A 22417-nucleotide genomic window follows, 5' to 3' on the forward strand; every position below is an offset into this window, starting at 1 on the left:
CCTTTCTAACCCGCGAGGGAACCCCAGTTGATACCGGTCTTGAAGTACACGGCAGCACCCACGACGATGGCACCGCCGATAATCATGGCGAGGGCACCGGAGAGCTGACCGCCGCCGCCCTGCATACCGTCCTTGATGGTAAGACCAAGGTTCACAAGGCCGAAGACGATGAGGATGCCGCCGAGGGCGGTCACACCATCAGAGAGAAGGTTTTTCACGTTTTCCAGCATGGTTGATTCCTTTCTTGTTTACTTGTTTTCTAGTAACCGTACAGATGGGCAAAGGCGATACAGGTAAGTCCCGCGACGATGATTGCAACGGCTTTCCGTATCTCCCCGCCCCCGCCGCGAAGAAGTCCCGCGAGGGTCATCCCAAGATAGATGATTCCCACGACGGTGAATGCGCCCGCAGCGGTTCCTATCGCCGGGGCGGCGAGTTTGACGAGTGTTTCCAAGTTCCTTCCTCCATTCGTCCCCTTTCTGCCTTTTTCGCGTGGCATTTCTCTTAATAATAAGTGACTACCGGTTCAGCAATTTACCCAGAAGCCCTTTCCTTGATTTTTTCCATGCCGCCCACTTCCACGCTGTGAACTCCGCACCCATATCCTCATCGGGGGTGTACGGCTCGCAGCCGTTTTTCAGATACCGCTCGAAATCGAAGGAGTTCTTATGCAAACGCTTCCAGTTGCGCTTATCCACGATATAGCGGTATCGCTTATGGGCGTGGGGGTCGTACTTATCATCCATGAGCGGGTTGGTACCGGCGATGAGCAGGATTGCCTTTAAGCGGCTCATCTTTCCGATTTCTGCTGCGTCGATAAGGTCACGACCCTGAATCTGCAAGTTCTTACTGGCGCTTGAGGACTGCCCCGTGGACTCGTTGTAAGTCATCTGATGGATGGTCTGCTTGCCAATCATCTCCGCAATCTCCTTGTTGGTGGAGTTGGACTTGCCACCGAGGAAGAGCGTCGAGTCGCAGCAGTCGATGATGGTCTGCGCCTTCTTATCGTATTTGCTTTCCAGCTGGCTCATGGATTGCAGGATGATGGTGATGCCGATGTTACGGGAACGGGTGACCGCGATGGTCTCCTCAATCTGCGGGATAGTGCCGATGTTGGCGAACTCATCGAAGATGAAATGCACCGGGGTCGGGAGTTTCCCGCCATAATCCGAAAGGGCTTTTCGGCACAGCTGGTCGATGGTCTGCCACATGAGGATGGCGAACAGGAAGCTGAGGGTTTTGTCGGTATCGGAGAGGATGCCGAAAATCGCCACCTTCGCATCCGGGTCACCAAGGGTGTCAATCTCCATCTCGTCATAGGTCAAAAGCTCGCGCACGCCGTCCGTCGCGATGGGCGCAAGGCGCACGTTGCAGGAAATGAGGATGGATTTTAAGGTCTTGCCTGCGGCCACCTTGAAGTTCTTGTAGTTCATCAGGGCGAAGTCCTCGTCGGCGGAAAGTCCCCCGCAGTCGGCGGGCTTCACGCCGTCGGAGTTGCGCTTGAACTTACTGGGCACCCAAGACCAGCCGTTATCTGCCTGTTTGGTGCCAAAGCTCCTTGAAAGACCGGCATTTCCCGCAGCGTCAGGAGAAGAGCCGTCGTTTTGCTTGTACTTCTTGCCCTCCTCGATTTGGAGGAACATGAGGTCAAGAGCGGACTTGAAGTTCTCATCGTTCTCTCGTGCTTCCGCAAGGGAGAGGAGCGTGAGAAGTGAGGACATGTTGTAGTCCTTCGCCGGGAACCAGTCACGCAACAAGGCGATGAGCGCCGTGTAGAGCATCTTCTCCGCGTTCTCCCAGAACGGGTCACCGCTCGATTTACCCTCGGGGTTCGTGTTCATAATGAAGCAGTTCACGAAGGAGAGGATATCGGTATCCGTCTTCACGTACTTTAACGGGTTGTAGTGCATGGACTCATCAAGGTTGATGGTATTGAAGCTCTTGAGCTTATAGCCGTTGTCCGTGAACAGGTATCCGGCATCCTTAAGAAGGGTACCTTTTGGGTCGGTGACAAAGTAGCTGGTGTTGAGCTGGCAGATGTTCGGGGTCACGTAGTTAAAGGTCTTACCGGAACCAGAGCCGCCGACCACGAGGACGTTTAGGTTGCGGTCATATTCCGGGTCGAACTTGGGACGGTGCAGGGCAAGGCCGAAGTTCTTGGTGAAGAGAAGATTGTTGTCTTCGGTCTGCAAGTCCTTAAACTTCTTTCCTTCCTTCACAGTGCCCCAGCGGGCGGAACCGGATTCTTCGCCGGAACGGTAGTTTCCGATGAACGCCACGTAGCGAAGCCAAATCATCCAGATAATGAGAAAGCAAGCCCCGCCAAACAGCAGGGAGTTACTGGTCATATCGAGGGTAAAGGGCGCATCCCCTATGGTCTCCCACATGGTGAGCATGGCATCGCCCAGATGGTCGAAAATCTGACCCGGATAGGTGACGAGGGTTTCGGCATAACGGTCACCGAGATAGAAGAAGACCGTGGCGATGAAGAGGGTACCGAGTGCCGAGGTGGCAATCTTCTTATTGATTTCCGGGTTCGCGCTATTTGCCATATGCATCCTCCTTTTCCACTTCTTCCAGCACAAGCAGGAGCGTGGTCACAATACTCGTGCGCGTCTCCCGCATGGCCGCGTGGCGGAATCCTTCATAGCAGGTGAGCGAAAAGTCCTCGGACACATCAATACCGTTGGAATCGCGCGGAGTGAGACCGTCGCAACGGGAAAGGGCGGAAGGCTCCCAGAGGGTCGTGATGCCATCTTCCGATTTCACGCGCTTGCACCCGGACTTCATTTCATAGAAAAGGTTGTCGAGGGTGGTATGGGTCTCGTTGTCCTTTGGCAGGGCGGCATCGAGGAGGGAGATGAGGTTCCCGATGGTACGCTGGGCAGGCTCGCACCAGTCCCTTAAATATCCAAGGGCTGCCATCAGAAGAAGTTTTTCCGTCTTCTTAAAGAAGTCCCCATCTGAATCGGAAAGGTTCACGATGGATTCTGCGATGGTCTCGATATCGCTGTCTGACTCCATGGTAAGAAGCGGAGAGCATTTCAGCCTGTCCGGCAATTTGTCTTTGAGTGTCATGGTCTATCTCCTTACAATACGTCTTCGCCGTTAAAGGGCAGGCTCGAACCATGCTCCCGCGTGGTTTCCTGCGCCTTCGTCTCCGTATCCATCTGGTTCTTGGCAGCGGTCATATCCCGTGCTTCTCCCGTGAGGGAATAGGACTCGGAATCATATTGCTGCTCCTCGCGAATATCGGAGGGGCGAATCTCGCTTCCGGTCTGCTCTACATCCATGACGGCGGTGCGGGAATCGGTATCTGCGCCATCGTGGCTCTCAATACCGGAGTTCGGGTCGGGCGTGCGCCCGTCGTTATCCATGGAACCGTCGGATGCAACCGGCTCAAGCAACTGTTGTTCGTCACGCATCTGCTCCTGCGTCAGACGCGCATTCTGCATGGCAAGGTCTCCATCCGGGAGGGTGCCAGCGTCCTTCGGGGTATTCTGCTCGAACCAGTTGTGGGTCACATCGAGGTCGTACCGGTTCTTTAACGTCTCCGCAGAGACCGGCCAGTCGCGACCGCGCTCATACGCCGGTACCGAACCGTCCTTATTCAGACTTGCAGGCTCGTAGGCCATGACCTCACCCTTGCTGGTTTCGGTCACGCCGAAGCCCTGCGCGTTCATCTTGCGCTCGAAGTCGGAAAAGTCCGTGCAGTCTTCCCTTGCCTTTTGGGCAGCGTTTCGGATGTTCTGGGTATGGATGGCGGTGTCCTCGGCACGAAGCGGGGAAACCTTATCGCTACGGATAGGCGCATCCTTTCCCGGCGCGTCATAAGTCTTTTCCGGGGCATCCGTTTTCACTTGCGTCGCATGAACCTTATAGGGGTCACTGACAGCAATCACATCGAAATCCTCATGGGTCTCACGACCGACCATCTCGGTAAGCTCCTTGTGGGAGTAGCCGGAGAAGAAAATCGAATCGTCGATATTGAGGTTTTCGGTATCCTGCTCGCTAAAGAGCACATCGTAAGTCTTGTCTGGCGCGTCCTTGTAACGGATGGTGACCGGAATGACCGTTACGTCTTCCGCCGGAAGGTCGGGATAGCCTGTCAGCTCCGTGAGGGAATCCATGGTCTTCTTATTCACGGGTTCCGCGTGATTCAGCGCGTCGGTGATACGCTGCTCATCGAGACGCGCCATCACGTCCTTAAATTGCGGGGCATACCCTGCGACGGTCTTAGCATCCTCCTTGGCAAAGGCAAGGAAACCATTTCCCTGTTTGTCCGTGTAGGCGGCGGCATAGGTACCATTCTCGCGGCATACCTGCGCATAGTAGGCGGCTTCCTCGGAAGTACCAAAGGGCACGACCACCTGCTCACGAGAGGATTGCTTCTCAGCCATTGCTTTTGCGGCTTCGGGAGTGTCCCCCTCCTTCTTATAATGGCGCTGCCACCAGTCGAAAGCACGTTCCCTGCCACGCCCGAACCGCAGATAGTTCTCCGTCTGCCTTGTGACGAAGTTTAGGAGGGCGTTTCCCATGTCATCGCCGAAATCCTGAGCCATGTGGCATCATCCTTTCTTTTCCGATTTTCTGTCTTTTGAAGCGGCAAGAATGCCGTCTCCTTGGGGACAGATTATAACGCAGGCTATTTTTCTATCCCTCTGTCCTATACACGAACATGCAGGTAGAAACTGCCAAATGCACGGATGCCGATGATAGAAAAAGACACCATTTGGCATCAAATGAACCCATTTGCGCCTATTTGCGAACGTTGACCCTTTTCTCATCTGGGTAGAGGGATTCGCCCCTCAACCATCCCGCCCACAAATCTTTCATAAATCCGCAGGCGGATTGACGGAAACATTTGGAACGGAAAAGTTGACCGGCTCCGACTTCCGTGCATTCGCCTTCGCTGCCGCGATGCGCCGGACGCAGGAAAAGCGAGGGGCTTTCCCGCCGGGCACCGCGACCGCTCATTATATGCACGGAGATTGCTGAAATGGGGCGCTGCCCCAGACCCCGGCCACTCCGCGCAAGCCGCAGGATTTTGTCCTTTCGGCGGGGAAAATACAAGTCTTGAATGTTTACCGGCTTTCTTGTAAAATATATATATAGCAAGATGGTTGATACCTTCTTGTGAGTCGAACAGGAGGTGGTTAACACCGATGAATCAGGAAGAAACGATGCTTTTGCATAAGGAGAGATACAAGGAAACGATTAAGAACCTGACCGTGATGAGCGATATTCTCGCACGGAACGTATTCAAAGATAAGAATGCCTGCGAGTATGTCCTTAGAATTATTCTGGAAGACAAAGAACTGACCGTCATCGACAATGAGACGCAGATGGATTTCAGAAACATGCACGGCAGGGGCGTCGTGTTGGACTGCGTGGCAAAGGATGGAAGCGGACGCGTCTTCAACGTCGAGATACAGCAGGATGATGAGGGAGCGCACCCGAAACGTGCCAGATACCATCTTGGGATGATGGACTCAAATGTGCTGGATACGGGAAAGAACTTCGATAAGCTCCCGGAGACCTACGTGATATTTGTCACCTTGAAGGACGCGCTTGGATGCGGACTCCCGATAGCCCATATCGACCGGATAATCCGCGAGAACGGCAAGGAGTTCGGGGACGAGGAGCACTTCATCTACGTGGATTCCAGCAAGGACGATGGCAGCGAGCTTGGAAGACTGATGCACGATTTCCGTGTGAAGGAAGCGAAAGAGATGCAGGCAGGAGCCTTGGCCGACCGCGTACACGAACTGAAAGAGACCGAGAAAGGGGTGGAACATATGTGCAAGGAAATGGAGCAGCTTTGCGATGAAAGAGAACTTGAAACGAAGAAGAATGTGGCTTACTCCCTCGCTGAAAAGAAAATGAGCGTTGAGGATATTGCCGAGGTTATAAAAGTAAATATTGAAACCGTAAAGAGCTGGCTCGCAAGCACAACAGCGGCAAGATAGTTAGCCGCATAAACAGCTTCACGGTTTTATGGCTCTGCGGGTTATCAGCTCGCAGAGCCTTTTGATATTGACTCCTTAGTGTCTAGTGTTGATTCATTCGAGTATCCAATTCTCCAACGAGAGCGTTGGAATGACTAGACGATTTTACGAACTTTGAGTTGCTAACATTCTGCTAACAGATACCGTTCCACAAGTGGATATGGAGTACCGGTTAGGACAGAAGGAAGCATCTGCTTAATTCGTAGAATGCCCGTAGTTACAGCGTCAAGCGGTCATCTGGTATCAGAGGATACCAAGTGCTACCGAATTGCAGGGAGAACTCCTAAGCGAGGGGTCGGAGGTTCAAATCCTCTTGGCGACGGGCTTCAAAGCGTTCGAAAATGTTAGCTGGATTAGCTGACAACGAACGCTTTTGTTATTTTCTAATCACGTTCGTGACACAAAATTCCATTCAAAATGATCAATTTCCAGCTAACGCAATCCGATTTTTGTTAGCTGACAGCTAATCTGATTGAGATTCGATCCGATCTTTCCATATTCACTGACCAGTTTTCTGAGGTCATTCATGTCTGCAACCACTTCAATCTGATGATTGATTTGTTTTTCAAGCAGGAGTTTTCTCAGATATTCTGATCGGCTAATGGACAAACAAGCTGCACCTTGATCTAATAAATCCAGTTCGACATCTGTAAGACGTAATCCTATAAAATGTCTGTGATTTAGTTCTTTATCTTTGTTTTCTGTTCTCATATTCCTCCTTTCGCTGCGACTATTCCTCCCGCTGGGAGTCCACGTATTTTAATATCGGCTGTCCCTTCCGATATTAGAAATAGTGCTGTGAACACCTTTAGGTGGAACCAACAGACAAGTGAAACGTCTGTTATTGAGAGGGTATTGGGAAATCCCCATCAAGATAAATCCCATAGGAGAACAAGATGCCAAATGGCAATACTGTTAAACATGGGTGGATCTTGCTCTTATTTGTACCCCTCTATATAACGAAACGCTCAGAGGCTGTTTTACAGTGGGGGAAATGAAAAAAATCAAAAACTTGATGATTAATGGTGAGCTTGTGATAGAATGGAAAAAAGAGAAAAGCATAAAGGATGTAGTTGTGGAGAATATTTGTTATGATTAGAAAATTGCTGAACGGAGATATCGATAGAGTTGCCGACATATGGTTAAAGACAAATCTGAAAGCACATTATTTTATTTCCAAGCAATACTGGAAAAGTAATTATGAACTAGTAAAAGGAATGATGTCACAATCCGAAGTCTATGTGTTTGAAGCAGATAAAATGATACAAGGATTTGTAGGACTAAACGATGAATATATCGAAGGTATTTTTGTTTCTGAAGAAATGCAGTCATGTGGCATAGGTAAGCTTTTATTGGATTATATTAAGGATAAAAAAGTCAGATTACAATTAAATGTATACCAGAAGAATACCAGAGCAATTTCTTTTTACCAAAGAGAAGGTTTCATTATTCAATGTGAAGGTTTGGATGAAGTTACTGGTGAAAAAGAGTACACCATGCTCTGGAAACAAAAATAGAAATCGGAATTTGAAGGTGCGATTGATGAAAATTATCGAAGTTAAAGAGAATAAAAAACAATATCTTGATTTGCTCCTATTAGCAGATGAGCAGGAAGATATGGTTGACCGTTATCTTGATAGCGGCAAGATGTATGTACTTGATGATAATGGGGTCAAGTGCGAGTGTGTCATAACGGATGAAAAAAATGATATACTCGAAATCAAGAACATTGCGACAGTTCCAGAATATCAAGGGAAAGGTTATGCAAGAGCCTTAATTGAGTTTATTGTTAATAATTACAGAGAACAATACGCCATTCTGCAAGTCGGAACAGGCGATAGCCCACTGACAATACCATTTTATGAAAAGTGTGGTTTTGTCCGTTCACATATTATATCAAATTTCTTTACAGATAATTACGATCACCCAATCTACGAGAGCGGAGTACAGTTAGTAGATATGGTGTATTTGCAAAGACCTTTATAATTAACTTCCAGTTGTTGAACTGAATCCGAAAAGCATTAGGGCGCAGAGGAGATAGAATCCTTTGCGTAAAAGACTAACGAACATATTTAATGAAACATCGGAACCATCTTCTTTTTGTTGTCTACCTATAATAACGATTGGAGTAGTCGATTATAGACACTGCAATCAAAAAAATCTGAAAATATATTTATCAACATTACATAAAAGTGTGTAGATGCACATAAAATGGGAATACATATTGAAATTCAGGTCGTTCTGTGATAGAATTTCATTACTAAAAAGTGTGCAGATGCACGGAAATGGGGAGTGTAACGATGGAGATTAAAAGAGACGCTTACCTACAGCAGCTGATCGAGCGAAAAGATAATGGAATGATAAAGGTGATTACCGGCATTCGTAGATGTGGCAAATCCTTTTTGCTGTTTACCATCTTTAAGAGATACTTACTGGAGAACGGCGTTGATGTTGATCATATTATTGAAATTGCATTGGATGGTATTGAAAATGAGGAATTAAGAGATCCCAAGGTATGCTTCAAGTACATCAAGGATGCCATGAAAGACGACGGGAAGTATTATCTCCTTTTGGATGAAGTGCAGTTCATGCTACGATTTGAGGAAGTGCTGAACAGCCTGCTACGCATGAGCAATATTGATGTGTATGTCACCGGAAGTAATTCCAAGTTCCTGTCCAGCGACATTGTGACCGAATTCCGTGGCAGAGGTGATGAGATTAGAATCTACCCTCTCTCCTTTGCAGAGTTTTATTCTGTCTATGACGGCGATTATGATGATGCCTGGGATGACTACATGATCTACGGAGGATTGCCGCAGATCGTAAGTTTCCAGAGCGAACGACAGAAAGCGGACTATCTGAAGAACATCTTTGCAAATGTCTATCTGAAGGATGTTATTGAAAGAAATAAGATTCAGAACGTGGATGAGATTGGGATTCTGGTTGATGTGCTTGCATCTGCAATCGGCGCACCGACCAACCCTTCAAAGATTGCCAATACCTTTGCCAGTGAGCGCCAGATGACTTATGCTAATAAAACCATCTCCAAGCATATCGACCATTTGACAGATGCTTTTTTGATTTCCAAGGCAAGCCGATACGATATTAAGGGCAGAAAGTATATCGGTGCAAATCTGAAATACTACTTTACTGATCTGGGACTGAGAAATGCACGTCTGAATTTCAGACAGCAGGAGCCTACTCATATCATGGAGAACATTGTTTATAACGAGTTGCTGATCCGTGGCTACAATGTTGATGTGGGTGTCGTGGATATCTTCGATAAGGATAAAGAGGGCAAACGTGTTCGCAAGCAGTTGGAGGTTGACTTTGTGGTGAATCAAGGAAACCAGAGATACTATATCCAGGTTGCATATGACATGACTTCGGAAGAAAAACAGACGCAGGAGTTCAATTCTCTGCGTAATATCCCGGACTCTTTCAAGAAGATCGTCATTGTAAATGGCAGCAAAAAGCCTTGGAGAAATGATGAAGGTTTTGTCATCATGGGAATGAAGTATTTCTTGCTGAATGCGAATAGTCTGGAATTTTAAGTCGATTTGAGTTGTTGCTGTGGTGTTGTTCTATTTCAAAAAAGAGTGAAATGATATAAATAAGGCCACGGCTGATTTCGTGTTGGAACAGCCGTGGCTCAGTTTATTTTTTTATCCGTACAAACGAGACTGTTCCGCAGATTATGTAGAACAGACAGAGTACGATTCCGATAGTGAGAACATACGAGAATAAAGATGAACTTAAGAACGAGATAAACAAAAGTTTGTTGAATTAAAAATGAAATAAAGTTCCAGTAATCTTTTCTGATGTAGGTGTTATGATTATCACCATATTAAATGCAATTCGCTGTCTGTTTGTGAAGAAACTGTAAAAGGCAGATAGAACATAGATAAAGAAAAAGAAATGTTATCCGATGAAAAATTTGTACCGACTTTCAGAATTTTACAAGATTTTTGCCAATGAATTGTGTATATAGCAGAAATCCTGCAAAATCCTCAAGCAGCAAAGAAAACTGCGAAACAGAGCGTATGAAAATAGATCATACGCTCTGTTTTTTTGCAATATTTTATTATCTTGCGAATTTATCATTATAACGAATATGCATATCTTTCCAATCCATGAACAATACGTAAAATACCTTTCCGTATTGCGGGTTCTCTACAATTCTTCCATGATCAAGCACAGAAAAATAAGTTCCGTCAGCTTTTCGAAGATGGAAGTGAATATAGTCATTTTCATTACCACTGTCAATCTGTTCCCAGATACTTGATTCTATCTGTTGCTGTTCATCTTCCCGGATCAAGTTGCGAAAACTTTTCTTAGTAAGTCTGAACAGTTCATCTATATTTTTATATCCTGACATATGAAGAAATTCATCATTTGCAAAAAATAGTTCATCATCTTCTTTGTCAGCTCTGTATATGATGAATGCACCTGGAAGATGTTCCGCGATATCCTTGAATGCGAATCCAAGCTGTTTGCGGGCACCTGACCGAAGTCCTTCTCTGTAGACCATACATCCATTTTTTCCATGAAGCTTTATTTCATAAAGAGCGGCATCTGCGCAGCGCATGAGTTGTGAACGATTGGATGCAAATGTTGGATATTCTGCATATCCTAGAGAAATATAAAATGCATGTTCCTTACCATGGTATGAGAATGATTTAGGAAGTTTGGTGAATTTCTGCAGCTGTATATCTGCTTCTGCAAAGGTACAATTTGGTAAAAGAATGCAGAATTCGTCACCACCATTTCTTCCAAGTAATGCATCGGATGGGAAAAAAGTCTTCATGCTGTCTGCAAGATTCTTTAGTGCCCTGTCTCCATAATTATGTCCATAGATATCATTAATAAACTTGAAATCATCAATATCAAGGAGCGCAGCCACAAAATGTGCTTTTGGATTTTTTTGAATCATTTTTTCTGCAAATTCATCAAATCCATAGCGGTTATAAATATTTGTAAGAGAATCTGTGCGCGCCAGTATCTGAAACTTTTTCTTATGTTCTTTTGCTACTAACCATACTCTGGTAAGAACTGACAGGAGAAGGCTTATTGTAAGAAATATTCCGATGATGATTATCAGTAATGTGGCATTTCTCCATCCACTTTTAGGAGTTACTTCAAATTTCCAGTTTTCATCTCCTATTGTAAATGTATAAGAAACAGGACGATTTATTTGCCCATCTGATTGATAAACCACTTTATAAGTATCACTCCATGGAGCGTCTGTTTTTGAAATTTTGTATTCGTATCCAAAATTTGAAAGTGCACTGATTGAATCTGAAAAAATATCCGGAACACGCAGAATAACAATAGTAAATCCCCAGAAATACTCATGTCCATTTTTATCTTTCAGGTATACGGGATTGCGGACTGCAATTCCATATCCTCCCTGTTTTAATTTGAAGGGGCCCTGCGTAATGATTGTATGGTTGTCTCTTGCGTAACAGGAAATTTTTCCGCGGTCTTTATCATGGATCAAATCAATCTTACCTGCCTCCTTTTCATTAGCCGGATAAATATCTGTAACAACACCATTAGGAGCGAGCTGTACACTTTCAATAGAATCAGACATAAGATTTCCTGCAATTGTTTCAAACTGATGGATTTCGCCATCTTCACTTATTAAGATTTGCTTCAAGGTATCTGTGATCTCAATTCCATTTGTAATTTCATTCTTTATTCGTTCGCCATAGGTGGCTACGTTTAATTGTGCTGTTATGTGTCTCTGCTCTTTTTCGTGGGCGTCTGTTTTGTATACAATCAAACTAACAAGGCATATGCCCAGTAAAAAAATGATAAGAGGCACAAGTGTTTTCTTTTTCACTTGGTTCACCTCATTTTGTCCATGGGAATTATTATAATAAAGCATTATATCACAGAAGTTGAAAAACAGAATAAGTTTTATGAAAAACGGACTGTGCATAATCCTTATACATGAAATGAAAGAAATCCTTGGTGATGAAGTCGATCCAAAAGACAAAAGAAACATATTATGAACCCTTCAAACCAAACCCTCAAGTTTGCCCCTCAAACCATTATTAATGAAACGGATCAAAAGCTCTGTTCTTTCATGAGTGAAAGTCTGTATACACGTCTGCCGGTTTCTTCATAATGCTGATCCAGAAGATCACAGGTTGTCTGGAGATCGTTAATCCGGATGGCCTCCAACAGACATTGGTGTGTCCATACTGCAGCGCTTCCGTTATAAGAGGTATTTTGATCCGGTGTGTTTGGTTCTAAGCATTTGGCATTCTGAAGCGTTTCAGCATCTCCGCTTAACTGTCCAAAGCGATTAGCATTTTGAACCGAGAGGAACATGGCACCATTCAGTGGACTCAGCAGCTCCCACATTTTGGTCAGTCGGTTAAGCTGGGCAGAACGAATGATCTGCAGGTGGAATGTCTCATCTGCACGAACAGCCTTCATAGTATTGCCTTCGAGAATAGCCTTTCGAAATTCTTCAATACTGGCTTCCATTATCATGAGACTATAGTCACTAAGAAGGCAGTTACTTTTTTGGATTGCCAGTTTTTCAAGGCTGCCGCGCAGAAAAAAGACTTCATAAGCGTCTTGTGGAGAAAGCAGTGCGACTGTACATCCTTTGTTAGGACAGTAATCGACTAAACCTTCGACAGCGAGCTGTCGGAGTGCTTCGCGCACAGGACCTCGGCTGAGTCCGAATTTCCGGGCAATTTCAGCCTCTACCAGTTTTTCTTGAGGCTGAAGGATTCCATTGATGATCTGCTCCCGCAGAGATTCAAGAACAATTTCTGATGTAGTAGTATTTGATGTTTTTCTTTGTTTCTGCATATTTACCTCATAAAATTTTCAGAATAAGTATCCGTTTTCGATAGGTACGCTTGGTTCATAGTAGAACATACCGCCAATTTCTCGCATGTTTCATTTCCTTACTAATTAATAGAAAAAATTATACGGATGTCTTTTGTCCGTTAGCAAAAAACTTATTATAATTATAGTGGATTGTTAGCAAAAACGAAAGCACTATTTTCCCGCTGTTAACATTAAGTTGAAATTGTTGACAATCATATTTGCATGGACTATACTTGGGTTATCAAGAGTAGCTCAAAAATTCTGCATTGTCATAAAAAAATCCTAAAGGGGAATAGGAAGCAACGCAGTAATTGATGGATGTCGGACTGTCTGGTTTCCGAATAGTCCGATTTTCAGCTGAGAAGAATAATTATAGTAGGAAGGAGAGAACTTATGAGACTTACAAATTTGACTTGGCCGAAAGCTCAAGAATATTTTGAAAAAAACGATATGGTACTTATTTCTATCGGCAGTATTGAGTGTCACGGCCGTCATATGCCGCTTGGAACCGACACACTGATTCCGGAGCATTTGTTGGAGAAAATCGAGAAAAAGAGTGATGTTTTGATTGCTCCGACCATTCCATATGGTTCCTGCCAGTGTTTAGCTCCATATCCGGGTACAATTGATATTGACAATGAGGTACTCTATCAGTTTTGTCGCCAGATTTTTCTGAGTCTGTATCGTCACGGCGCAAGAAAATTCGTTTTCCTGAACGGGCATGGCGGAAACATCAAGATGATTGAACGCCTTGGCATGGAATTCGAAGATAAGGGCTGTCTGGTGGCTATGCTTAACTGGTGGCTGATGGCATGGGATATGAACCCGGCGTGGAAAGGCGGCCACGGCGGTGGTGAGGAAACAGCTGCGATTCTTGGAATCGATCCGTCTTTAGTTGATAAGAGTGAGATAGGTGGTGAACTCCAGTTTAAGCACCTGTCTGATAATCTGAAGACAACCGGTTTCCGTTCTGTTGAGTTCAAGGGAGTTAACGTTGATATTATTCGCAATACTCCGCATGTAACAGACAACGGCTGGATCGGACCGGATCATCCGAGTACCGCTACAGAAGAGTGGGGCAAGGAAATGCTTGAGACTACAGCAAACTATATTGTTGATTTCATGGAAGAATTCAAGAAAGTAAAACTTTCATAAAGAGGTGTCATAATGGATAAAAAAACAACATTGGAAATGATTGCAGCAATTTCAAATGCAAACGGTACATCCGGTTTCGAAGATGAAGTGGTTGCAGCGATTCGTCCTTACGCAGAAGGACTCGGAGAAATTACAGAAGATCGCATGCGCAACCTGTATATCCGCCGTAAAGAAAATAACGGCAAACGTCCGGTTGTTCAGCTTGACGCACATAGTGATGAGGTTGGTTTTATGGTGCAGGCTATCTGCCCGAACGGAACTCTCCGCATCATTCAGATCGGAGGTTGGGTTAACCACAATATTCCGGCTCATAAAGTCTTGGTTCGCAACCGGTTCGGAGAATATATTCCGGGGCTTACTGCCAGCAAGCCTCCGCATTTCATGACAGAGCAGGAGCGTAAAGCACCTCTGGATATGAAAGATATCACGGTAGATGTTGGCGCTGTTTCTAAAGAAGAGGCGGTTGAAAAATTCGGCATTCGTATCGGTGAACCCGTAGTGCCGGATGTGACATTTACATATTCAGAAACCACAGATCTGATGGTTGGCAAGAGCTTTGACTGCCGTCTGGGATGTGCGGCAATTCTTAAGACTATGCATACCCTGGCTGGTCAGGAGCTGAATGTGGATATTGTTGGCGCTTGTGCAGCACAGGAAGAAGTTGGTGTACGCGGTGCCACTGTAACAGCACAGGTAATTAAGCCGGATATCGCAATTGTTTTTGAAGGCTGTCCGGCAGATGATACCTGCGTTGAGTCGTATATGGTTCAGACAGCTATCAAGCGAGGACCGATGCTGCGTCACATTGATGCCCGTATGATCACCAATCCACATTATCAAAGATATGCGCTTGATTTAGCAGAAAAACTTGGCATCCCGGTTCAGGATGCAGTTCGTAGTGCCGGTTCAACCAACGGTGCAGCTATACATCTGACTGAAAAAGCGGTTCCGGTTATCGTTATCGGAGTTCCGGTTCGCTATGCACATACACATTACGGAATTTCAGCTTATAGCGACTTTGATAACGCTGTTAAGCTGGCATGCGAAATTCTTAAAAGACTTGACGAAGAGCAGGTTATGAGTTTTTAAATACAATACATAAAAGAAACAAAGCATTTTCGAGACATACTAACAGAGAATTGTATTGCTACGCTTGAATGTTACCTAAATCATAAACAAAGCATTCGGAAAACCTCAGAGCTAGCAGAAGGTTAAACATGGAATCCTGATAAATAGGAATACACCAAAAAAAATAGGGGCTGCCGCACTAATGCGACAGCCTCATTTAGCATACATCTTCAGTAAATGAATTATTCCTGATCAAGTATGGACTGAATTTGTTTCATTAATTGCTCGTAGTTTGATTGATCATCGATTCCGCCCATGAAAGGTTCGCCAACGATATTTCCGTCTTTATCTACGAGAACTGTTGTCGGGAATGCCATAATGTTTCCTGCATATTTTCCAACTGTTGAATCGGAGTCGAAAGTCAGGTTTTTGTAGGAAGCTCCCTTGGCCTTCAAGATTTCTTTCGCTTCTTTGATACCATCCTGATTATCATCTAATGTATCTGTATTGATACCAACAACTTCACCGCCCATTTTCTTAATTGTATCATTTAATTCATTCAGTTTAGAAAGTTCTTCAACGCAAGGCTTGCATCCACTGAACCAGAAGTTTACAACCGTAACTTTATTTTTGGTGAAAAGGCTTTCATCTACATCGTTACCATCCAGGTCTTTCCCTTTGAAACCGTGAAACACACCTGTAGAGTCATCTGTGCCGGAGGAACTACTGCCGGAAGAACCAGCTGCGGCAATTTCTTTTTCAAGTTTTGCAATTTCTTCTTCAATACCGCGGATCGTTTCAATGTCTTTACTCAGAGTAGCATATTCTTCTTCGGAGAAAGAATCTTTGTTTGATTCTATTATATTTGCAAGAAAGTCCGCATAGTTTTCATTCTTGGTATCATCGTCAATGTTCTTGCTCATAAAGCCAAATGCTTTGTCCCACACATCTTTGTGATCTGCAAAGATCTGGTTTTCCTGTTGGTAAAGGTCATTCAGCTTTTCATTCAGATCACCCGAACTGCTTGAATCTGTTGTGGAAGTATCTTCCTGCTTTGAGCTTTCAGTTGTTGCGGAACCGGATGAAGTTTTGCAACCTGTGAATGCAAAAAGAATGAAAACGGCAAGAGATGCCGCAATTACTTTTTTTAATTTCATTGAGTTTGTTCTACTTGTTTTGTTTTTCATGATTTTTAATCTCCTTTTGAATATCATTTGATTCATTTTTGCTTATTTATTGTCAGCCTGTTTCTTGTTTGAAAATCCGTAATGATAGCAGATCGCATTTGTCGGACAGGCTTTCATACATGCTCCACATCGGATACATTCCGGGTGATCCGGTGTGTCTACTACATTTACATCCATTTTGCAGGCATGGCTGCATTTTTGACAGTTAACACATTTTTCAGGATCCACCTTAATCTTAAGTAATGATATTTTGTTAAACAGCGAGTAAATGGCACCAAGCGGGCAAATCCACTTACAGAATGGGCGGTAAAACAAAATGCTTAAGATGATTACAAGTACAAGGATTGTAAACTTAAACGTAAATAAATGTCCGAGTGCCGCGCGGATTCCCGAATTAACAAGTGCCAGTGGAATTGCACCTTCAAGTACGCCTTGTGGACATATGTATTTGCAGAAGAATGGATCGCCCATCCCCAGCGAATTAGTCACAAATGCCGGAAGCAGTATAACAAAAACGACCAGAACCGCGTATTTCAGATACCGCAGGGGTTTTAGTTTTGCAGTAGACAGTTTCTTACCCGGAATTTTATGCAACAGATCCTGAAACCATCCAAACGGACAGAGAAAACCGCAGATAAATCGTCCTAACAGAACTCCCAGCAAGATAAAGAATCCGGTGATGTAGTAGGTGAACTTGAATTTTGATGAACCGACTACAGCCTGGAAAGCTCCAATCGGACAGGCACCTGTGGCAGCCGGGCAAGAGTAGCAGTTCAGTCCGGGTACACATATTGTTTTTACCTTTCCCTGATAAATTTTCCCTTTAAACAGATTCGGAATATGAAGATTGGTCAGCAGTGTTGCAGCTGCCTGAAACCATCCGCGGAAACGAACCAGGAAGTTCTTGTTTGATTTTAATTTCTTATCCAATTCCGACACACTCCATACATAATTTTATTGCCTTACTGAGTACAGTTGCAGCTTCTCCACGGTAAATCCCAACAAGGAAAAATACAAGACCGGCTACAAGTAAAAAAATTTGTGTTGCTTTTTCTGATTTCATTAAGATACCACTTGTTACTGTAAATAGTAACTGCTCCTTTCAATGTTATTGCTCAAAGTCGGCTTATTGACCGTTCAGTGACTACATTATATAATATGAGATGTAAATTTCCTGTTAAGAAAATGGAGAAAAGTAAATTGAGATTATTAGTTGTTGAAGATGAAAAGAAATTATGTGATATGATCGCGAAAAGTCTGCATCTGGCAGGTTATGAGGTGGACATGTGTAATGACGGAGAGCAGGCACTGGAGATGATCTATGCGGAACTGTATGACCTGATCGTGCTTGATCTTAACCTGCCCGGGGTGGATGGGATGGAGATCCTTCGGGAACTTCGCAAAGAAAATGAAGAGACAAAAGTATTGATCCTGTCTGCGAGAAGTCAGATCGCAGATAAGGTTGAAGGATTGGATTCCGGTGCAAATGATTATATGGAAAAACCATTTCACCTGCAGGAGCTGGAAGCGCGCGTGAGAAGCCTGACAAGAAGAAAATTTATACAAAAAAATATCTGTCTGGAATGCGGAAAACTTCGATTTGATACGAGAGAAAGGGTTGCATATGCAGACGATAACCCAGTTGCGTTGACGAGAAAAGAAAATGGGATTTTAGAATATCTCCTTTTAAATCAGGGAAGACCGGTCAGTCAGGAAGAACTGATCGAGCATGTCTGGGATTCTTCTGTGGATAGTTTTAGCGGTTCCATCCGAGTGCATATGTCTTCTTTGAGAAAAAAACTGAAAGCAGGACTCGGATATGATCCAATCGTGAACAAAATCGGTGAGGGCTATAAGATAGGGGGAAATAGCAAAGCATGAAGAAAATATCACTCCAGTGGAAATTAACACTTCTTACAACCGTGTTGATCACCATATTATGCGGATGTCTTACCTTTTTCTTATATAAAAACGGAGTCTATTATTTCGATACGCTTCAGGAGTCTATCACGGATCAGGGCACAGAGCCGGAATCGGTGTACATTGATATTCCGGATAATGAGTGGGATGACTTTGTGTCACAGTTTTCCATGAAGGTTTATAACTCCAAATCAGATTATAGAAGCAGAAGCCTTCTGATTACTGCTATTGTAGCGCTGTTTGGCGGCGCAGCGACTTATTTTATCAGTGGACGGGCATTGAAACCACTCAGAAAATTTTCAGAGACAGTGGAAAAAGTTCAGGCACAGAATCTGAAAGATTATACGATCGAAGAGAATAAGATTGCAGAGCTGGACAGACTTCGCATATCTTACAATAAGATGCTTATACGGCTTTCAGAATCATTCGAGACGCAGCGCCGGTTTACGGGAAATGCAGCACATGAGTTACGTACTCCACTGGCTTTAATCCAGGCACAACTGGATCTATACCATACAACAGAACATCCGGAGAGTACCGCAGTGGCAGAAGAGACAATTCAGATGGTAACGGAGCAGAATGAACGTCTTAGCAAGTTGGTCCGAACGCTTTTGGATATGAGCGAATTACAGACCGTATCGCGAAATGACAGAATTGAGCTCCATAGTCTGATCGAGGAAGTGCTGACAGATCTGGAACCGCTGGCACAGGAAAAAAAGGTTGAACTGATACAGAAGTCACAGGGAGCAGGAGCAAAGGCAGATGAAGAATTGTTTTTGACAGGGAGTGATATTCTGATTTACAGAATGCTATATAATCTTGTGGAAAATGCGATTAAATATAATCGGGAAAATGGATCCGTTACAGTATCGGCAATAAGGAAGAAGAACGAAGTTGTTCTGACGGTTTCGGATACAGGAAATGGAATTGATGAAGCATTCAGGGAGCAGATCTTCGAACCGTTCTTCCGGGTAGATAAGTCAAGAAGCCGGGAACTCGGAGGTGTGGGGCTTGGCCTTGCGATGGTGCGAGAAGTTGTGCGGGTTCATGACGGAACGATTGAAGTTTATACAAATAAGCATAGCGGAACGACATTTGAAGTGAAAATGGGTATAGGGGCAGACTTTGAAAAAGCAGTATAATCGAAAAACAATTCGTAAATCGATCATACTGATGTTTATCGCTTCCACCTGCCAGAACATGGAGAATCCGTCTTACAATTCACTTACCGTATCAAAAATAAACTGAGGATTATTATTTTTGATACGGTTTAAATTATTTCAGACAGACATCCATAAAATCCTGCACTACCGCCGTCGGCTTCCGCCCCTTCTGCCAGATCAGAAGGATCTTCGTCACCAAATCCGGTTCATCAAGCACCTGACAAGTCAGCCCTTCGCAAAGCGGCTCCATGGACTGCGGGAAGATCGCCGTGGCAAGCCCTTCCTTCACCCAGAGGGTAGCGCCCCTGGCATCATCACACAGGCAGAACACCTCCGGAACCAGATTCTGCGCGTGAAATGCATCCATAATCAGCTTTTCATAACGCCGGTAGAGAATTAACGGTCTGTGGACTAAATCTTCAAGAATGAGCGATTTCCGCCTTTCTGAAGGCATCTCCGGATTGGAGACAGCGATCATCGGCTCCGAATGCAGGACTGCGGACTCCACATCATCCAGCCGGAGTGGCGTGCGGACAACCGAAATATCGATGATCCCTTCCTGAAGATAATCATATAACGTATACGTGATCCCGTCGTGAACCTCAAAATTCACGTCGGGATTTTTCTTTGAAAATTCTGCGATAAACGGCATGACTGTGCCGACCGTCGTCGGCGTGATCCCGATTCTCAGAACCCTTTTTTTACCCGTTTGGGACACCTCAAGCTCTGTCGATCTGGCATAATCCAGAAGGCTCGCCGCACGGTCATACAAAAGCTTACCTGCCGCCGTCAGGATCACCCCTTTATGGGTACGCTCAAACAGCTGCACGTTCAGTTCATTTTCCAACTGCCTGATCTGATAGCTGAGGGGCGGCTGTGACATATTGAGCTTTCTCGCCGCTTCATTGATGCTTCCCGTATTCGCGATTTCCCGGAAATATTCCAGCTGTCTGAGTTCCATTTTCTTTTTTCCCTCCGTTTAGTTATATGATGATACCAGGGTCAAAAGGTCAGCAAGCCGATGCAAGCTTGCTTCCAAGAGGATTTTCGACCTCTTGACCCGCCAAAAACCTGAGTAAGTAGCCATGTTTCAAAGAAAAATGAGCGGATTACGAATGTTTTTGAGGATTGCGAGAGTGCAAAGCACGTAGCAATCTGGTATCAAATAGGTCAAAATACCTTTTGCCACTCACATTGTTATACTTTTTTTATATTAAGCTGTCATAAAAACAATATTATTCATATTGATGGTAGCGCATTATAATGAGTAGGTCAAGAAAAAACTAAGAAGTAAAGAACAGGAGTGAGTGTGTTTGAAGAAACTTTGGGTTTATCTGAAAGAATACAAGATGGAAAGTATTCTTGCACCATTATTCAAACTGCTGGAAGTCGTATTTGACCTTTTGGTTCCGGTGGTTGTCGCCAAGATCATTGATATTGGTATTGCAAACAATGACCACGGCTACATCGTAAAGATGTTCCTGGTGCTGATCCTCATGGCTGCAGTCGGTCTTAGCTGCAGTTTTACCGCACAGTATTTTGCTGCAAGAGCGAGTGTCGGCTGTGCAACCAATTTAAGACAGGCCGTATTTGACCACATTCAGGGCTTTTCATTTACCGAACTTGATACGATTGGTACGGACACCCTGATCACACGGATGACCGATGATATCAACCAGGTCCAGAACGGCATCAACATGGGACTTCGTCTTCTTCTGAGAAGTCCGTTTATCGTAATCGGTTCGATGATCATGGCATTTACGATCAACTTTAAATGTGCGCTGGTATTCGTTGTGGCGATCCCTCTTTTATTTGTCGGCGTCATTTTCATTATGCTGGTCAGCATCCCGCTTTTTAAAAAAGTGCAGGCTGCCCTGGACCGCGTCACAGGACTTACCCGTGAGAATCTGACAGGTGTCCGCGTGATCCGCGCATTTTGCCGCGAAGAAGAATCGGTAAATGAATTTGAAAAGAGCAACACCGAACTGACCAGGTTAAATGAATTTGTCGGAAGAATTTCCGCCCTGTTAAATCCATTTACCTACGTGTTGATTAACATTGCAACTGTCATCCTGATCGCAAGAGCAGGACTCCAGGTCAATCTCGGAACCATGCATCAGGGACAGGTTGTCGCGCTTTACAACTACATGGCACAGATGATCGTCGAGCTGATCAAGCTGGCTTCCCTGATCATTACACTGAACAAGGCGATGGCATGTGCAGACCGTGTAGCCGGTGTCCTGGATATCAGGACTACCATGCATTATCCGGAAACCCCTTCTGCAAAGACAGATCCTTCTGCAAATGAAGTTGAATTCGACAAGGTATCCTTCACCTATGCAGGTGCCGGTGCATCAAGCCTTTCTGATATCAGTTTCTCTGTAAAAAAAGGGCAGACAGTCGGTATCATCGGTGGTACCGGATGCGGAAAATCCACTCTGGTCAGCCTGATCTCCCGTTTCTATGATGTAACCTGCGGAACCGTTAAACTGAATGGACGCAATGTAAAAGAGCTCACCAATCAGGAAATCCACGACAAGGTCGGAATCGTACAGCAGCGCTCCGTCCTTTTCAAAGGCAGCATCCGCGATAACATGAAATGGGGCAATGAAAATGCATCTGACTCCGAGATCTGGGATGCACTGAAAGTTGCACAGGCAAAAGAAGTCGTAGAAGGAAAAGACGGACAGCTTGATTTCATGCTCGAGCAGAACGGAAAGAACCTTTCCGGTGGACAGCGTCAGCGTCTTACCATTGCCCGCGCTCTTGTGAAAAAGCCGGAAATACTGATCCTCGACGACAGCTTAAGCGCACTTGATTTTGCAACTGACGCAGCACTTCGGAAAGCCCTCGCAGGACTGGAAGGAGAGACAACAACCTTCCTGGTATCCCAGAGGGTTGCAGGCATCCGCCAGGCAGACAAGATTTTAGTATTAGATAATGGAGAACTCGCCGGATCCGGTACACATGATGAACTTATGAAATCCTGCGAAGTTTATCGTGAGATCTATTTCTCACAGTTCCCGGAAGACCGTGCAAAATATGAAAGAGGGGAGATGTAGGT

Annotated in this window: 20 protein-coding genes and 1 pseudogene; 9 read left to right on the forward strand and 12 right to left on the reverse strand. The window is 44.8% G+C overall.

Annotated elements, in window-relative coordinates:
• Window positions 1-5: 5 nt before the first annotated feature.
• The 5 genes from PGR14_RS08445 to PGR14_RS08465 form a co-directional block, all read right to left on the reverse strand.
• Complete coding sequence (locus PGR14_RS08445) at window positions 6-230, reverse strand: hypothetical protein (protein WP_082421059.1); 225 nt, start codon at window positions 228-230, stop codon at window positions 6-8.
• Window positions 231-259: 29 nt separating this feature from the next.
• Window positions 260-454 carry a hypothetical protein gene (locus PGR14_RS08450; protein WP_117527907.1) on the reverse strand — a complete coding sequence of 65 codons (195 nt, stop codon included), beginning with the start codon at window positions 452-454 and terminating at the stop codon, window positions 260-262.
• 64 nt (window positions 455-518) lie between these two features.
• Window positions 519-2552, reverse strand: a complete 2034-nt coding sequence (locus tag PGR14_RS08455) for a VirD4-like conjugal transfer protein, CD1115 family (protein ID WP_270223251.1) — start codon at window positions 2550-2552, stop codon at window positions 519-521.
• The gene (locus tag PGR14_RS08460) at window positions 2542-3078 is read right to left on the reverse strand and encodes a hypothetical protein (RefSeq protein WP_270223252.1); all 537 of its coding nucleotides are present in this window, start codon (window positions 3076-3078) and stop codon (window positions 2542-2544) included. The genes PGR14_RS08455 and PGR14_RS08460 overlap by 11 nt, the downstream gene beginning before the upstream one ends.
• Before the next feature lie 11 nt (window positions 3079-3089).
• Window positions 3090-4562 carry a hypothetical protein gene (locus PGR14_RS08465; protein ID WP_270223253.1) on the reverse strand — a complete coding sequence of 491 codons (1473 nt, stop codon included), beginning with the start codon at window positions 4560-4562 and terminating at the stop codon, window positions 3090-3092.
• A gap of 603 nt (window positions 4563-5165) precedes the next feature.
• Here PGR14_RS08465 and PGR14_RS08470 point away from each other — a divergent pair.
• Window positions 5166-5969, forward strand: coding sequence for a PD-(D/E)XK nuclease family transposase (locus PGR14_RS08470; protein WP_270223255.1), 804 nt, complete (start codon window positions 5166-5168; stop codon window positions 5967-5969).
• Window positions 5970-6470: 501 nt separating this feature from the next.
• On the opposite strand, the pseudogene PGR14_RS08475 reads toward PGR14_RS08470, so the two are convergent.
• A pseudogene (locus tag PGR14_RS08475) lies at window positions 6471-6719 on the reverse strand (plasmid mobilization protein); the annotation flags it as partial.
• 380 nt (window positions 6720-7099) lie between these two features.
• On the opposite strand from PGR14_RS08475, the gene PGR14_RS08480 reads away from it, so the two are divergent.
• The 3 genes from PGR14_RS08480 (at window position 7100) to PGR14_RS08490 (ending at window position 9562) form a co-directional block, all read left to right on the forward strand.
• Window positions 7100-7525, forward strand: coding sequence for a GNAT family N-acetyltransferase (locus PGR14_RS08480; protein WP_055248682.1), 426 nt, complete (start codon window positions 7100-7102; stop codon window positions 7523-7525).
• 25 nt (window positions 7526-7550) lie between these two features.
• On the forward strand, window positions 7551-7994 hold the full coding sequence (locus tag PGR14_RS08485; protein ID WP_055248683.1) for a GNAT family N-acetyltransferase: 444 nt from the start codon (window positions 7551-7553) through the stop codon (window positions 7992-7994).
• 314 nt (window positions 7995-8308) lie between these two features.
• Window positions 8309-9562, forward strand: coding sequence for an ATP-binding protein (locus tag PGR14_RS08490; protein ID WP_055261663.1), 1254 nt, complete (start codon window positions 8309-8311; stop codon window positions 9560-9562).
• A 530-nt stretch (window positions 9563-10092) separates the two neighbouring features.
• Here the strand turns inward: PGR14_RS08490 and PGR14_RS08495 are convergent.
• Together PGR14_RS08495 and PGR14_RS08500 are read right to left on the reverse strand one after the other, a co-directional pair.
• Complete coding sequence (locus PGR14_RS08495) at window positions 10093-11853, reverse strand: diguanylate cyclase domain-containing protein (RefSeq protein WP_082424225.1); 1761 nt, start codon at window positions 11851-11853, stop codon at window positions 10093-10095.
• Window positions 11854-12080: 227 nt separating this feature from the next.
• Window positions 12081-12839: a GntR family transcriptional regulator gene (locus PGR14_RS08500; protein ID WP_055155945.1), complete on the reverse strand. Its 759-nt coding sequence runs from the start codon at window positions 12837-12839 to the stop codon at window positions 12081-12083.
• Window positions 12840-13253: 414 nt separating this feature from the next.
• Here PGR14_RS08500 and PGR14_RS08505 point away from each other — a divergent pair, with 414 nt between their 5' ends.
• Window positions 13254-14015, forward strand: a complete 762-nt coding sequence (locus tag PGR14_RS08505; RefSeq protein ID WP_008371256.1) for a creatininase family protein — start codon at window positions 13254-13256, stop codon at window positions 14013-14015.
• A 12-nt stretch (window positions 14016-14027) separates the two neighbouring features.
• The gene (locus PGR14_RS08510; protein ID WP_008371255.1) at window positions 14028-15104 is read left to right on the forward strand and encodes a M42 family metallopeptidase; all 1077 of its coding nucleotides are present in this window, start codon (window positions 14028-14030) and stop codon (window positions 15102-15104) included.
• Between the two features lie 221 nt (window positions 15105-15325).
• Here PGR14_RS08510 and PGR14_RS08515 read toward each other — a convergent pair whose 3' ends face one another.
• From PGR14_RS08515 to PGR14_RS08525, 3 genes are read right to left on the reverse strand one after another with little or no spacing between them, the layout of a single operon-like run.
• Window positions 15326-16270 carry a TlpA disulfide reductase family protein gene (locus PGR14_RS08515; protein ID WP_055248687.1) on the reverse strand — a complete coding sequence of 315 codons (945 nt, stop codon included), beginning with the start codon at window positions 16268-16270 and terminating at the stop codon, window positions 15326-15328.
• Between the two features lie 42 nt (window positions 16271-16312).
• Complete coding sequence (locus PGR14_RS08520; RefSeq protein ID WP_055248689.1) at window positions 16313-17200, reverse strand: 4Fe-4S binding protein; 888 nt, start codon at window positions 17198-17200, stop codon at window positions 16313-16315.
• Window positions 17193-17333, reverse strand: coding sequence for a CD1871A family CXXC motif-containing protein (locus tag PGR14_RS08525; RefSeq protein WP_055248691.1), 141 nt, complete (start codon window positions 17331-17333; stop codon window positions 17193-17195). The genes PGR14_RS08520 and PGR14_RS08525 overlap by 8 nt, the downstream gene beginning before the upstream one ends.
• A gap of 122 nt (window positions 17334-17455) precedes the next feature.
• Between PGR14_RS08525 and PGR14_RS08530 the strand changes: the two genes are divergently transcribed.
• Window positions 17456-18151: a response regulator transcription factor gene (locus PGR14_RS08530; RefSeq protein WP_227084779.1), complete on the forward strand. Its 696-nt coding sequence runs from the start codon at window positions 17456-17458 to the stop codon at window positions 18149-18151.
• Window positions 18148-19332 (forward strand): sensor histidine kinase, encoded by a 1185-nt coding sequence (locus tag PGR14_RS08535; RefSeq protein WP_055248693.1) that lies wholly within the window; start codon window positions 18148-18150, stop codon window positions 19330-19332. Before PGR14_RS08530 ends, PGR14_RS08535 begins: the two co-directional genes overlap by 4 nt.
• Before the next feature lie 133 nt (window positions 19333-19465).
• Here PGR14_RS08535 and PGR14_RS08540 read toward each other — a convergent pair whose 3' ends face one another.
• Window positions 19466-20314, reverse strand: a complete 849-nt coding sequence (locus PGR14_RS08540) for a LysR family transcriptional regulator (RefSeq protein WP_055248695.1) — start codon at window positions 20312-20314, stop codon at window positions 19466-19468.
• Between the two features lie 352 nt (window positions 20315-20666).
• Here PGR14_RS08540 and PGR14_RS08545 point away from each other — a divergent pair, with 352 nt between their 5' ends.
• Window positions 20667-22415 (forward strand): ABC transporter ATP-binding protein, encoded by a 1749-nt coding sequence (locus PGR14_RS08545; protein ID WP_055248697.1) that lies wholly within the window; start codon window positions 20667-20669, stop codon window positions 22413-22415.
• The last annotated feature ends 2 nt before the right edge of the window (window positions 22416-22417 follow it).

Origin of the sequence: Coprococcus sp. AF99-45 (genome assembly GCF_027663865.1) — a bacterium.
In the GTDB taxonomy this organism is placed as follows: Bacteria; Bacillota; Clostridia; order Lachnospirales; family Lachnospiraceae; genus Allocoprococcus; species Allocoprococcus comes.

Excerpts from the sequence above, each read along its gene's own strand:
- PGR14_RS08445 (WP_082421059.1), bottom strand. The coding sequence starts at position 230 with ATGCTGGAAAACGTGAAAAACCTTCTCTCTGATGGTGTGACCGCCCTC.
- PGR14_RS08455 (WP_270223251.1), bottom strand. The coding sequence starts at position 2,552 with ATGGCAAATAGCGCGAACCCGGAAATCAATAAGAAGATTGCCACCTCG.
- PGR14_RS08460 (WP_270223252.1), bottom strand. The coding sequence starts at position 3,078 with ATGACACTCAAAGACAAATTGCCGGACAGGCTGAAATGCTCTCCGCTT.
- PGR14_RS08465 (WP_270223253.1), bottom strand. The coding sequence starts at position 4,562 with ATGGCTCAGGATTTCGGCGATGACATGGGAAACGCCCTCCTAAACTTC.
- PGR14_RS08470 (WP_270223255.1), top strand. The coding sequence starts at position 5,166 with ATGAATCAGGAAGAAACGATGCTTTTGCATAAGGAGAGATACAAGGAA.
- PGR14_RS08480 (WP_055248682.1), top strand. The coding sequence starts at position 7,100 with ATGATTAGAAAATTGCTGAACGGAGATATCGATAGAGTTGCCGACATA.
- PGR14_RS08485 (WP_055248683.1), top strand. The coding sequence starts at position 7,551 with ATGAAAATTATCGAAGTTAAAGAGAATAAAAAACAATATCTTGATTTG.
- PGR14_RS08490 (WP_055261663.1), top strand. The coding sequence starts at position 8,309 with ATGGAGATTAAAAGAGACGCTTACCTACAGCAGCTGATCGAGCGAAAA.
- PGR14_RS08500 (WP_055155945.1), bottom strand. The coding sequence starts at position 12,839 with ATGCAGAAACAAAGAAAAACATCAAATACTACTACATCAGAAATTGTT.
- PGR14_RS08505 (WP_008371256.1), top strand. The coding sequence starts at position 13,254 with ATGAGACTTACAAATTTGACTTGGCCGAAAGCTCAAGAATATTTTGAA.
- PGR14_RS08510 (WP_008371255.1), top strand. The coding sequence starts at position 14,028 with ATGGATAAAAAAACAACATTGGAAATGATTGCAGCAATTTCAAATGCA.
- PGR14_RS08515 (WP_055248687.1), bottom strand. The coding sequence starts at position 16,270 with ATGAAAAACAAAACAAGTAGAACAAACTCAATGAAATTAAAAAAAGTA.
- PGR14_RS08525 (WP_055248691.1), bottom strand. The coding sequence starts at position 17,333 with ATGAAATCAGAAAAAGCAACACAAATTTTTTTACTTGTAGCCGGTCTT.
- PGR14_RS08530 (WP_227084779.1), top strand. The coding sequence starts at position 17,456 with ATGGAGAAAAGTAAATTGAGATTATTAGTTGTTGAAGATGAAAAGAAA.
- PGR14_RS08535 (WP_055248693.1), top strand. The coding sequence starts at position 18,148 with ATGAAGAAAATATCACTCCAGTGGAAATTAACACTTCTTACAACCGTG.
- PGR14_RS08540 (WP_055248695.1), bottom strand. The coding sequence starts at position 20,314 with ATGGAACTCAGACAGCTGGAATATTTCCGGGAAATCGCGAATACGGGA.